The 11,818-nt window shown below is 74.3% G+C and carries 12 protein-coding genes; 10 read left to right on the top strand and 2 right to left on the bottom strand.

The features are described 5' to 3' along the window. Positions 1–91: 91 nt before the first annotated feature. Positions 92–874, bottom strand: coding sequence for a HEAT repeat domain-containing protein (locus ACWHYA_RS05470; RefSeq protein WP_425943317.1), 783 nt, complete (start codon positions 872–874; stop codon positions 92–94). Between the two features lie 87 nt (positions 875–961). Between ACWHYA_RS05470 and ACWHYA_RS05475 the strand changes: the two genes are divergently transcribed. From ACWHYA_RS05475 to ACWHYA_RS05485, 3 genes are all read left to right on the top strand, one after another. Then, positions 962–1,441, top strand: a complete 480-nt coding sequence (locus ACWHYA_RS05475; RefSeq protein ID WP_425943316.1) for an ankyrin repeat domain-containing protein — start codon at positions 962–964, stop codon at positions 1,439–1,441. Continuing rightward, positions 1,438–2,277, top strand: a complete 840-nt coding sequence (locus tag ACWHYA_RS05480; protein WP_425943315.1) for an SDR family NAD(P)-dependent oxidoreductase — start codon at positions 1,438–1,440, stop codon at positions 2,275–2,277. The genes ACWHYA_RS05475 and ACWHYA_RS05480 overlap by 4 nt, the downstream gene beginning before the upstream one ends. A gap of 143 nt (positions 2,278–2,420) precedes the next feature. Next, positions 2,421–3,212, top strand: coding sequence for an NAD-dependent epimerase/dehydratase family protein (locus ACWHYA_RS05485; RefSeq protein WP_425943314.1), 792 nt, complete (start codon positions 2,421–2,423; stop codon positions 3,210–3,212). 67 nt (positions 3,213–3,279) lie between these two features. Here the strand turns inward: ACWHYA_RS05485 and ACWHYA_RS05490 are convergent, their stop codons facing one another. After that, on the bottom strand, positions 3,280–3,876 hold the full coding sequence (locus ACWHYA_RS05490) for a rhomboid family intramembrane serine protease (RefSeq protein ID WP_425943313.1): 597 nt from the start codon (positions 3,874–3,876) through the stop codon (positions 3,280–3,282). Positions 3,877–4,014: 138 nt separating this feature from the next. On the opposite strand from ACWHYA_RS05490, the gene ACWHYA_RS05495 reads away from it, so the two are divergent. The 7 genes from ACWHYA_RS05495 (at position 4,015) to ACWHYA_RS05525 (ending at position 11,803) form a co-directional block, all read left to right on the top strand. Next, the gene (locus tag ACWHYA_RS05495; protein ID WP_425943312.1) at positions 4,015–5,157 is read left to right on the top strand and encodes an LLM class flavin-dependent oxidoreductase; all 1,143 of its coding nucleotides are present in this window, start codon (positions 4,015–4,017) and stop codon (positions 5,155–5,157) included. Positions 5,158–5,223: 66 nt separating this feature from the next. Beyond that, the gene (locus tag ACWHYA_RS05500; RefSeq protein ID WP_425943311.1) at positions 5,224–5,895 is read left to right on the top strand and encodes an FMN reductase; all 672 of its coding nucleotides are present in this window, start codon (positions 5,224–5,226) and stop codon (positions 5,893–5,895) included. 299 nt (positions 5,896–6,194) lie between these two features. Continuing rightward, positions 6,195–6,914: a matrixin family metalloprotease gene (locus ACWHYA_RS05505; protein WP_425943310.1), complete on the top strand. Its 720-nt coding sequence runs from the start codon at positions 6,195–6,197 to the stop codon at positions 6,912–6,914. A gap of 200 nt (positions 6,915–7,114) precedes the next feature. Next, on the top strand, positions 7,115–7,729 hold the full coding sequence (locus ACWHYA_RS05510) for a hypothetical protein (RefSeq protein WP_425942507.1): 615 nt from the start codon (positions 7,115–7,117) through the stop codon (positions 7,727–7,729). Positions 7,730–7,769: 40 nt separating this feature from the next. Next, entirely contained in the window at positions 7,770–9,512 is a 1,743-nt protein-coding gene (locus tag ACWHYA_RS05515; RefSeq protein ID WP_425942506.1) for an AMP-binding protein, read from the top strand. Positions 9,513–9,666: 154 nt separating this feature from the next. Continuing rightward, a complete protein-coding gene (locus ACWHYA_RS05520) occupies positions 9,667–10,473 on the top strand; it encodes a PIG-L family deacetylase (protein ID WP_425942505.1) in 807 nt (268 codons plus the stop codon). A gap of 94 nt (positions 10,474–10,567) precedes the next feature. Continuing rightward, positions 10,568–11,803 (top strand): acyl-CoA dehydrogenase family protein, encoded by a 1,236-nt coding sequence (locus ACWHYA_RS05525; RefSeq protein ID WP_425942504.1) that lies wholly within the window; start codon positions 10,568–10,570, stop codon positions 11,801–11,803. Positions 11,804–11,818 lie beyond the last annotated feature (15 nt).

Consider the following 11,818-nt stretch of genomic DNA (forward strand, 5'->3'; position numbering starts at 1 on the left):
GAGGACGCTAGGAAGGGTGGGCGGCCCCGGGGTGACGTCGGGATGAACGGTACGGGTCGATCAGGTGGTGAGTGGGTCGGGCCGGCGTTCCTCAGCCCGGCCCGCCCTGCCGCCTCTCGGCCCGGTCGGAGAGCAACCAGTCGGCGATGATCGCCAGCCAGCGGTCCGCGGAGCCGCGCAGCCGCCGGAGGGCCTCGTCGACCTCGGGCACCTCGAGCCGGGCCAGCGCCTCCACGGCCACCAGGGCGACCTCCTTGTCGTCGTGCTCGACGGCGTGGACGAGGGCGTCCACCGCGGGCCGGGCGTCGGGGTCGCCGACCACCATGAGCACCTCGGCCGCGTGCCGCCGTTGGACGGGGTCGCCGGCGCGCAGGCGGGCCGCCAGCTCGGGCACGGCCGGCGCGCCCAGCTGCTCCAGGGCCCGGGTCAGCTCGTGCCGGCGGGCCTCGTCCGGGTCACCGAGGTGGGCCATGAGAGCGGGCACGGCCTCGGACGTCCCCGTGCGGCCCAGGGCCCACCAGGCCTTGGCGGCCACGGCCGGGTCCGGGTCGTCGGCCAGAGGCAGGATCCGCTCGACCGCCGAGGGGTCCTGGATCTTGCTGAGCGCGTGCAGCACCTGGACCCGGGAGGGTGCCCCGCCCTCCAGGGCGCGGAGCAGGTGCGGCAGGGCGGCCTCGGACTGGCGCACCACCGCCCAGGTCAGGCTCTCCCGCACGAAGAAGTCCGGCTCGGAGACCAGCAGGGCGACGAGCTCCCCGGCGGTCGCGGGACCGGCGAGGGTGCCCAGCCGGATCGCGGCCTCCTGCCGCACGCTCGGGTCCTCGTGCAGCGCCGCGCGCAGCGCCTCCCGCAGGTCCTGGGTCCGGTCGTCCACCCGCGGCAGGCTACCCGGCGGTGGATACGCTGGGGTGTGCCGGCCGCTGCCCGACGGGCTGCGGCGACCCGCGACGAGGAGCGAGCCATGCCCACGGACCCCAGCGCGCAGCCCCCAGGCCCGGACGGTCCGCCGGGGGACGGTCCGCCGGGGGAGGAAGCGGCGGGGGAAGGCGCGTCCTCGGGTCCCTCCCCGGAGGCCGTCGACCTCGCGCACGCCCTGTTCGACCTGGCCCGGAACGGGCGCACCGAGCAGCTGACCGCGTACGTCGACGCCGGCGCCCCGGTCGACCTCACCGACCCGGACGGCAACACGCTGCTCATGCTCGCCGCCTACCACGGCCACCCGGACCTCGTGCGGCAGCTGGCCGAGCGGGGGGCCGACGTCGGCCGGCTCAACGACCGCGGGCAGTCTCCCCTGGCCGGAGCGGTGTTCAAGGGGGAGGACGAGGTCGTCGGCGTGCTCCTGGCCGCGGGGGCCGACCCGGACACGGGGACGCCGACCGCCAGCGAGACCGCGAAGCTGTTCGGCCGCTCCGACCTCCTGGACCGCGGAGGTATGCCGTGAGCGCGCCTCCCCGGGACCGTTCCGTGGAGAGAGACAGGCCGCCGCCGCGGGGCGTGCTGGTCACCGGGTCCTCCCGCGGCGTGGGCGCGGCCACCGCCCGGGCCTTCGCCGCCCGCGGCGACCGGGTCGTCGTCCACTACCACGGCAGCGAGGACCTGGCCCGGGAGGTGCTGGCCTCGCTGCCCGGCGAGGGTCACGGCCTGGTGCGGGCCGACCTGGGCGACCCGGCCGCCGTCGAGCGGCTGGCCACCGAGGCCGTCGGCCTGCTCGGACGGATCGACGTCCTCGTCAACAACGCGGCGATGATCGTCGCTCCCGAGGAGGGACGCGGACGGCGCGGGACGCACCCGCTCGAGGAGACGTCATACCCCGACTGGGTCGCGGTCTGGGAGCGCACCCTGGCGACGAACCTGCTCGGGCCGGCCCACCTGATCTGGCAGGTGGCGCGGCACATGATCGACGTGCCGCCGGGCGAGGGGCTGCCGACCGGGCGGATCGTGGACGTGGGCAGCCGGGGCGCGTACCGGGGCGAGCCGGACATCCCCGCCTACGGCGCCAGCAAGGCCGGGCTGCACAGCCTGGGGCAGTCGATGGCGGTCCGGCTGGCACCGCACGGGATCGCCGTGCTCGGGATCGCGCCCGGGTTCATCGCGACCGAGATGGCCGGGTACGCCCTTGCCGGGGAGCAGGGCGCGGCGATCAGGGCCCAGAGCCCGTTCGACCGGGTCGCCACCCCCGAGGAGGTCGCCGACGCGGTCGTCGCGCTCGCCGACCCGTGGTCCCGCTGGGCCTCCGGGGCGGTGCTGGACTTCAACGGGGCCAGCCACCTGAGGTAGGAGAGGCCGCTCCGCACAGATGTACCCGGCTGTCGTGTCACATCGGTCGTCCCGGTGACCGATGTGACACGACAGCGGCGTCCCACGGCGGGCCGCGCCCGCCCGTCCCGGACGAGCGCATGCCACCCCCCTACCGTGGTCCCATGACTCCGAGCCCTCGCCGTGTCCTCGTCACCGGCGCCGGCGGCACCCTCGCCGGCGACTCCCTGCCGATCCTGCTCGAGCGCACCCGCGGCGAGTGGGAGCTCGTGCTCACCGACGCCGACGCGGACCCCGACGCCGCCCCGCCCGTGCAGGAGCTGGACGTCCGCGACCTCGAGGCGTGCGGGCGGGCCTTCGACGGGGTGGATACGGTCGTCCACCTGGCCGGTGCGGCCGCCCCGGACTCACCGTGGGAGATCGTCCTGGACCTCAACGTCGTCGGCACGAGGACGGTCCTGGAGGCGGCCCGCCTGGCCGGGGTGCGCCGGGTCGTGCTCGCCTCGTCCAACCACGCGATGGGGATGTACGACCGGGACGAGCAGTGGCCCGTCTACAACTCTCAGCCGCCACGGCCGGACTCGCTCTACGGCGTGTCCAAGGTCGTCGGCGAGGTGCTCGGGCGGTTCTACCACGAGGAGCACGGGCTGGACGTGATCGCGCTGCGGATCGGCTGGGTCAGCGGCGACTACGGGGCGGCCGACCAGGACATCGTGCGGGCCATGTGGCTCAGCCCCGGGGACGCGGCCCAGGCGCTGCAGCGTGCGGTCGAGGCGCCGACCCGGTTCGGGATCTACTACGCCGTCTCCGACAACCACAACCGTCGGTGGGACCTCACCGACGCGATGCTGGAGCTGGGCTACCGCCCGCAGGACAGCTGGCACGCGGTGGCCGGCGAGGAGGAGCGCGTCGTGCCCGGGGGCGAGCACACGCCCGACTCCTGGCCGGAGGCGTAGGGCGAGGACCTCGTCCGCACGCGCGTGCTCCGGTCCTGCGAGCCGCCGGTCGCGCAGCCCCGTCCGCTCAGCGCCGCCGGAGGGCCGCCCGGTCCTGCCGGCCCAGCCACACCGCCAGCGCCACCCCCGCCAGCGCGCCGAAGAGGTGCGCCTGCCAGGAGACCCCCTCGCGCAGCGGCAGCACGCCCCACAGCATCGACCCGTAGAGCACGACCACGAGCACGCCGACGAGCCCCCGCCACAGGTGGCGGGAGACGAACCCGTAGACCGCCAGGAACGCGGCATACCCGTAGACCACCCCGCTCGCCCCGATGTGCACCGTGCCCGGACCGCCCAGCAGCCACACCCCCAGGCCGCCGACCAGCACGACGCCGGCGGTCACCAGCCACAGGTGCCGGGTGGTCAGGGCAAGCAGGCCGCCGAGCAGGAGCAGCGAGACCGTGTTGGTCATCAGGTGCCCGAAGCCCAGGTGCAGGAACGGGCTGAGCACGATCCCCGCCACGTGCCCGGTGTCGCGCGGACGGATCCCGAACTGGTCCAGCGGCAGCGGGAGCACCAGGTCCACGACCTCGACGGTCCACATGAGCGCCACGAGGAGGAGCACGGGCAGCAGCCGCCGTCCCCAGGTGGGCGAGCCGGGTCGGGCGGGGGCGCGGGAGGTCACCTCCCCATCGTGCCAGGGCAGGAGGCGGGGGTATGCCGTCGCGCCGGCCAGGGGTATGAGGTGAGCGCGGCCAGGGGGAATGAGCGCGGCGCGCCTCGCGTTAGAATGATTGACACATCAAGCAACGAGAGGTGAGCCATGCAGTTCGGTCTGTTCAGCGTCGGGGACGTCACGCCCGACCCCACCACCGGCCGCACGCCGAGCGAGCACGAGCGCATCCAGGCGATGACCGCGATCGCGCTCAAGGCCGAGGAGGTCGGTCTCGACGTCTTCGCGACCGGGCAGCACCACAACCCGCCGTTCGTGCCGTCCGCGCCCACCACGCACCTGGCCTACATCGCCGCGCAGACCGATCGGCTCCTGCTCTCCACCGCGACCACCCTGATCACCACCACCGACCCGGTGCGCATCGCCGAGGACTACGCCTTCCTGCAGCACCTCTCGGGCGGCCGGGTCGACCTGATGATGGGCCGCGGCAACACCGGCCCGGTCTACCCGTGGTTCGGCAAGGAAATCCGCCAGGGCCTGGCGCTGGCCGTGGAGAACTACCACCTGCTGCGTCGGCTGTGGCGCGAGGAGGTCGTGGACTGGCAGGGCAAGTTCCGCACGCCGCTGCAGGGCTTCACCTCCACCCCGCGCCCGCTCGACGGCACCCCGCCGTTCGTGTGGCACGGGTCGATCCGCTCGACCGAGATCGCCGAGCAGGCCGCCTACTACGGCGACGGGTTCTTCCACAACAACATCTTCTGGAACATCGAGCACACCGCCCAGATGGTGGGCCTCTACCGTCGTCGGTTCGAGCACTACGGCCACGGCTCGGCCGACCAGGCGGTCGTGGGTCTCGGCGGCCAGGCGTTCATGGCCGGGACCGAGGCGGAGGCCAAGCGCGCCTTCCGGCCCTACTTCGACAACGCGCCCGTCTACGGCCACGGCCCGAGCCTGGAGGAGTTCACCCGGGCCACGCCGCTGACGGTCGGCACGCCGGAGATGGTGGTCGAGCGCACCCTCGGCTTCGCCGACGCCGTCGGGGACTACCAGCGCCAGCTCTTCCTCATGGACCACGCCGGCCTGCCGCTCGAGGTCGTCCTCGAGCAGGTCGAGATCCTGGGCCGTGAGGTCGTCCCGGTCCTGCGGCGCGAGTTCGAGGCCCGTCGCCCGGCGCACGTCCCCAGCGACCCGCCCACGCACGCCTCGCTCGTCGCCGACGGGCCGCAGGCGCCGCACCACCTGGTCGCCCCGGCCCGGTCCGCCGCGGACCGCGCCGCCGCCCGGGCCAGCTGACCCGCCGGGACCGCCGACCGCCGGCGGTCCCGGGACCTGCCCCACGCCATACCCCCGAGGAGTGCCATGACCCGTCGCATCGTCGTCGTCACCGCCGGACTGTCCACCCCCTCCTCCACCCGGCTGCTCGCCGACCGCATCGCCGACGCGGTCACCACGCAGATCACCGCCCGGGGTGAGAGCGCGCACGTGGACGTCGTCGAGCTGCGCGAGCTCGCCCAGGACCTGGCCACCACCATGACCACCGGGGGCATGCCGGTGGGCCGGGTCTCCCAGGCCCGTGACCTCGTGGCCGCCGCGGACGGGGTCGTCGCCGTGACGCCGGTGTTCACCGCCAGCTACTCCGGGCTGTTCAAGATGTTCGTCGACGTCCTCGGCACCGACGCCCTCAACGGCGTCCCCGTGATCGTCGCCGCCACCGCGGGCACCTCGCGCCACCAGCTCGTCCTGGACCACGCGCTGCGGCCGCTGTTCACCTACCTGCGGGCGGTCGTCGTCCCCACCGGTGTGTTCGCCGCCACCGAGGACTTCGGCGGTGGCGAGGGCGACGAGCTGGGCCGGCGGATCGCCCGTGCGGCCTCGGAGCTGGCCGCGCTGGTCGTCGCCGAGAGCGGGTCGGTGGCCGGCTTCGTCCCCCGGGAGGACGACCTGGCCGCGCCCCGCCGCCGACGCTCCGGCACCACCGTCGACCAGGACGTGACCGACTTCGAGACGATCCTCGGCGGCCTGGGGCAGTAGGCGAGGGGAGAGGGCGCGGCGGCGACCCGGCCGGCCCGGGCCCCTGGGACGGCCCGGCCCTCACGCGCGGCTCGGCCACTGGCACGGTCCGGTCCGTTGGACGGCCCGGTCTACGGCCCGGCCCCCGGCACCCGACGATGCAGCGCAAAGCCGTGCGATCGAGGGAAATAACCCCCGATCGCACAGGTTTTCGCTGCCTCGAACGCGACGCCAGCATCTGACCGCCCGCGACGACGGGTCGCGGTCCCCACGGGCTCGTGTCCCAGGTCGCTGACAGACCCGTCCCGCACACTGGGTCCGTGACCTCGAGGACGGAACGGGGCCGCGGGAGCTCCTGCGGCGGGGTGCTGGGCACCCTCGTCGTCGTGGGCGCGGTGATCGTCGGGACCGTCGTGGCTTCCCCCGCCCTGCAGCTGAGCGACCTGCGCGACGCCGCCGTCGACCCGCTCCACGGCGAGCCGGGCTCCGGCGGGGAGGGGTACACCTTCCTGCAGACGACCGGCAGCGGAGCCCCCCTGACGTGGCCCTGCGACGAGCCCGTCGAGATCGTCGTCAACCCCGAGGGGGCCCCGGAGGGGTATGCCGACCTCGTCGCCTCCGCGGTCGACCGGCTCTCGACCGCCAGCGGGTTCACGCTCGAGGTGGTCGGCGAGACCGACGACAGAAACTTCGAGGACCGTGGCTACGGCCCGGTGCTCGTGGGCTGGGCCGACGAGGAGGAGGTGTCGGCGCTCGCCGGCCCGGTGGCGGGGATCGGCGGGTCCAGCTACCTCGCCGGGCCGGGCGGTGGCGGCCGGGCCGTCGGCGGGATGGTGGTCGTCGACACCGAGGAGAACGGTGGGTGGTTCTCCCGCACCGAGCCCGAGGCGGTCCTGGTCCACGAGCTGGTGCACGTGCTGGGGCTGGGGCACAGCGAGGACCCGACCCAGCTGATGGCCGCACGCAACGAGGGGCAGGTCGAGCTGGGGGAGGGCGATCTCGCCGGGCTGGCGGCCCTGCGCGAGGCCGCCTGCTCCTGACCTGCCGTCTCGTGCAGTCGTCCGTGGCCCCCATCAGGGCCACGGACGACTGCACGGCGCCGCTCCGTGACGGGGACACGGCATACCCCGGTCCATGGGGCACGGCGAACCCCTGGACGTGCGGTGACCTGCGCTGTCGTGCACGTCACAGGCCGCGCGGATCCGTTGCCGCCGACCCCGACCCGTGGCAGGCTGAGGGTATGGGCGCCTTCGAGATGTTCACCCGTGGCAACGACAGCAGCGAGGAGCCCCCCACGCCCGTGCCGCCGCCGGTCCGGCCCTCGGTAGGTGAGCAGCTCGGGACGCTGGCCCGGCTGGGGCTGGAGGCGCAGGACGGCGTCAGCACCCAGGACATCGCCGACGACCCGGACGCGGTGGGGTGGATCAAGCTGCACCCCTACGTGGCCGTCCTGCAGGTGATGGCCCGCGACCAGGACGGGTCGCTGACCAGGCACCCGCACGTGACGACGATCGACCTGGACCACCTCGTGGGCCCGGAGTCCTACCCCGACCTCGTGCGCAAGCTCGCGGACGCGGCCGGCACGACCCACCTGCTCGACGAGGTGGAGGGCGGTGTCGACGAGGAGCGGGGCCGTTGGGTGGTCCGCTTCACCTTCGACGAGGTCACGCGGGAGATCCACCCGCGGCGGGACCACGACCGGGCCGACCCGGTCGTGATGCCCGAGCTGTTCGCGGCCGTGGCCGGGGCCGGCCATCGCCCCGCCTACGTGCGCCACGGACGCTCGATGACGGTGGCCTACGTGCCGGCCCGCCACGCCGGCGAGCTGCAGCGCGTCTTCTCCCGCTGGGCCTGACCTCCGCGCCGGGGCGGTCCCGGGTGGTAGGCATGGAGGCATGACGACGACGTCCCCCACCAGCACCGACCGCTACCGCGAGGCCCGCGACCTCCTGCTCTCCCTGCACGGCCAGCCGGAGCGGGCCCGGGCGCAGTTCCGCTACCCGGACGTGGGACAGACCTTCAGCTGGGCGGTCGACTGGTTCGACGCGGTCGCCCGCGGCAACGACCGGCCGGCCCTGACGATCGTCGAGGAGGACCTGTCCGAGCTGACGCTGACCTTCGACGAGGTCGCCACCCGCTCCGACCAGGTCGCCGCCCTTCTTGCGGCGCAGGGCGTCTCGAGGGGAGACAGCGTCATGGTCATGCTCGGCAACCAGGTCGAGCTGTGGGACACGATGCTCGGGGTGATGAAGCTCGGCGCCGTCGTCATGCCGACCACCACCGCGGTCGGACCGGCCGACCTGCGCGACCGGGTCGAGCGCGGCCAGGCACGGGCGGTCGTCGCCAACCCCGCCGACACCCCCAAGTTCGAGGAGGTCCCGGGCGACTACGTGCGCCTCAGCATCGGGGAGGTGGACGGGTGGACCGACCTGCGCACGGCATACCGGACCTCGGTCCCGCCGGCCGAGCACCCGGGCACCCGGGCGGACGACCGCCTGCTGCTCTACTTCACCTCCGGCACGACCAACCGGCCCAAGCTCGTGGAGCACACGCAGGTCAGCTACCCCGTGGGCCACCTGTCGACGATGTACTGGCTCGGCGTGCGCCCCGGCGACGTGCACCTGAACATCTCCAGCCCCGGCTGGGCCAAGCACGCCTGGAGCTGCTTCTTCGCCCCGTGGATCGCCGAGGCGACCATCCTGGTCTTCAACTACGCGCGGTTCGACGCCGCGGCGCTGCTGAAGGTCCTCCGGGCGCACCGGGTCACGACGTTCTGCGCGCCGCCGACCGTGTGGCGGATGCTCATCAACGCCGACCTCTCCGGCGGTCCGGGTGCGCTGCGGGAGGTCATCGGCGCGGGGGAGCCGCTCAACCCCGAGGTCATCGCCCAGGTGCAGCGGCAGTGGGGGCTGACCCTGCGCGACGGCTACGGGCAGACCGAGACCACCGCCCAGATCGGCAACTGCCCCGGGGAGCGGGTCAAGCCCGGATCGATGGGTATGCCGCTCCCGGGCGTCCCCTCCGTGCTCGTCTCCCCGGACACGGGCGAGGTGGTGCAGGGGCCGGGCGAGGGGGAGATCTGCCTCGACCTGGCGGCCGCGCCGGTCGCGCTGATGACCGGCTACCAGGGCGACGACGCCCGCAACGCCGAGGCGATGGCCGGCGGTTTCTACCACACCGGCGACGTCGCCGAGCGGGACGCGAACGGCATGGTCACCTACGTCGGCCGCACCGACGACGTGTTCAAGGCCAGCGACTACAAGATCAGCCCCTTCGAGCTGGAGTCGGTCCTCATCGAGCACCCGGCGGTGGCCGAGGCGGCGGTCGTGCCGGCGCCGGACGAGGTGCGCCTGGCGGTGCCCAAGGCCTACGTCGCGCTCGTCGACGGCCACGAGCCGACGCGGGAGACCGCCCTGTCGATCCTGCGGCACGCCCGCGAGCACCTGGCCCCGTGGCAGCGGGTGCGACGGATCGAGTTCTACGAGCTGCCCAAGACGATCTCCGGCAAGATCCGGCGGGTCGAGCTGCGGGCGCGGGAGAACGAGCTGGCCGCCGGCGCCTCGGCGGTCGGGCCGACCGGCCACGTGGGCCTCGAGCACGAGTTCCGCGACAGCGACTTCCCCGAGCTGAGGGGCTGAACCGCAGAGGCCGCCCGCCGGCGCGCGCCGGCCCCGGCGCGCGCCCGGGCGAGGCGCCTGCCCGGCGCCGGGCCGGCCCTCTGCCCGTCACCGGCGAGCCGTCTGTCCGTCACCGGGCGGCCCGCCGGCCCGGCGCCGGGCACAATGGTCGCTCGTGACCACCATCGTCCTCCTCCACGCCCATCCCGACGACGAGGCCTCGCAGACCGCGGGCACGATGCGGCTGGCGGCCGACGCCGGCCACCGGGTCGTGTGCGTCTACGCCACCGACGGAGACCACGGGACGGTGCCCGCCGACCTGGTCGAGGGCGAGACCGTCGTCGACCGGCGCCGGGCCGAGGCCGCCGCGTCCGCCGAGGTGCTGGGCACCGCCCGGGTCGCCTGGCTGGGCTACGCCGACTCGGGCATGACCGGCTGGGAGCAGAACGTCGGGGAGCGCGCCTTCCACGCGGCGGACACCGACGAGGCCGCCGGTCGGCTGGCCGCCATCCTCGACGAGGAGGACGCCGACGTGGTCGTCGGCTACGACTGGCACGGTGGCTACGGCCATCCGGACCACGTCAAGGTCCACCACGTGGTGCACCGGGCGGCCGACCTCGCCGCCCGTCGCCCCCGCCTCCTGCAGGCCACCATGAACCGCGACGCGATGCGGCGTCTCTACCTCGCGGCGAAGGAGGCGGGGCTGGCCGGGGAGGAGGGGCAGGACTGGGACCCGGACCTGCCGGCCGACGACGGCAACCCCATCGGTTCGCCGGAGTCGGACCTGCACTGGCACGTCGACGTGCGGCCGGTGATGGCGGCCAAGCGCACCGCCCTCGCCGCGCACGCCTCCCAGGAGGACGTCGGCTGGATGCTGGGCATGCCGGAGGAGCAGTTCGCGATGGTCTTCGGCGACGAGTGGTACATCGAGGAGGGCCGCCCCGCCGGCGTCGTCGACGGGCACCCGCTGCTCGACGGCTGAGCCGCGGTTCGAGCCCACCGCCTCGTCGCCGCCCCCCCACCCCGCCCCCCGACGCCCGGTCGCGGGGGCCGGCGCGGCTGCATACCCTCGCAGGATGGACGAGCCCCCCGCCCCGATGCCGGAGTCCGCGCGCGAGCTGCCCGACGGGAGCGACCTCGGCCGGGCCCTGGGTACCGACTTCTACGGCCTGGACGAGCTGCTGACCCACCGGGAGCGGGAGCTGCGCGACGGGGTGCGCCGCTGGTGCGACGAGGAGGTCGTTCCGCGGGCCGCGGAGTTCTGGGAGGCGGCGCGCTTCCCGCGCGAGCTGCTCCCGGGGTATGCCGCCACGCACGTGGCGGGGTCCTCGATCGAGGGGTACGGGTGCGCGGGGGTCTCCCCGCTGGCCGAGGGGATGATGTGCGCAGAGCTGGCCCGCGGGGACGGGTCGGTCGCCACGCTCAACGCGGTGCACTCCGGCCTGGCGATGACGTCGGTGCACCTGCTGGGGTCGCAGGAGCAGAGGGAGCGCTGGCTGCCGGCGATGGCCCGGGTCGAGCTGCTCGGTGCCGTCGCCCTCACGGAGCCCACCCACGGGTCGGACGTGGTCAGCCTGGAGACGACCGCCCGGCGGGACGGGAACGACTGGGTGCTCGACGGGGCCAAGCGGTGGATCGGCAACGGGTCGGTGTGCGACCTCGCGGTGGTGTGGGCGAGGGATGACGACGGGAACGTCGGAGGGTTCGTCGTCGAGGCGCCCCAGCAGGCCGACGGCTGGGACGCCCGGGTCATCGAGGGCAAGATCAGCAACCGGGGGGTCTGGCAGGCGCACATCCGCCTCGACGGCGTGCGCGTGCCGGTGGAGAACCGGTTGGCGCAGGCGCGGACGTTCGAGGACACCAACCGGGTGCTGGCGCGGTCGCGGCAGACGGTGGCCTGGGAGGCGCTGGGCCACGCGGTGGGGGCGTACGAGGGAGCCCTGACCTATGCGCTGCGCCGCGAGCAGTTCGGTCGCCCGCTGGCTGCCAACCAGCTGGTCCAGGATGCCCTGGCGCGGATGGTCACGCTCATCACCTCGATGCAGCTGATGTGCACCCGGATGTTGCAGCTGGAGGAGCAGGGCCGGTGCACCCTCGAACAGGCGGCGATGGCCAAGCTGCACACCACCACGGCGGCCCGGGAGGTCGTCGCCACCGCCCGGGACCTGCTGGGCGGCAACGGGATCCTGCTCGACCACCACGTCGGACGGCACTTCGCCGACCTGGAGGCCGTCTACACCTACGAGGGCAGCCGGACGGTGCAGTCGTTGCTGGTCGGCCGGGCGGTGACGGGGCTGAGCGCCTTCACGTAGACCTGCCGTGGCAGG

Source organism: Ornithinimicrobium carbonis, assembly GCF_977012275.1.

What these genes read in the sequence shown, in the direction of transcription:
- ACWHYA_RS05475 (WP_425943316.1), top strand. Translation starts at nt 962, where the DNA reads ATGCCCACGGACCCCAGCGCGCAGCCCCCAGGCCCGGACGGTCCGCCG.
- ACWHYA_RS05485 (WP_425943314.1), top strand. Translation starts at nt 2,421, where the DNA reads ATGACTCCGAGCCCTCGCCGTGTCCTCGTCACCGGCGCCGGCGGCACC.
- ACWHYA_RS05495 (WP_425943312.1), top strand. Translation starts at nt 4,015, where the DNA reads ATGCAGTTCGGTCTGTTCAGCGTCGGGGACGTCACGCCCGACCCCACC.
- ACWHYA_RS05500 (WP_425943311.1), top strand. Translation starts at nt 5,224, where the DNA reads ATGACCCGTCGCATCGTCGTCGTCACCGCCGGACTGTCCACCCCCTCC.
- ACWHYA_RS05510 (WP_425942507.1), top strand. Translation starts at nt 7,115, where the DNA reads ATGGGCGCCTTCGAGATGTTCACCCGTGGCAACGACAGCAGCGAGGAG.
- ACWHYA_RS05515 (WP_425942506.1), top strand. Translation starts at nt 7,770, where the DNA reads ATGACGACGACGTCCCCCACCAGCACCGACCGCTACCGCGAGGCCCGC.
- ACWHYA_RS05525 (WP_425942504.1), top strand. Translation starts at nt 10,568, where the DNA reads ATGGACGAGCCCCCCGCCCCGATGCCGGAGTCCGCGCGCGAGCTGCCC.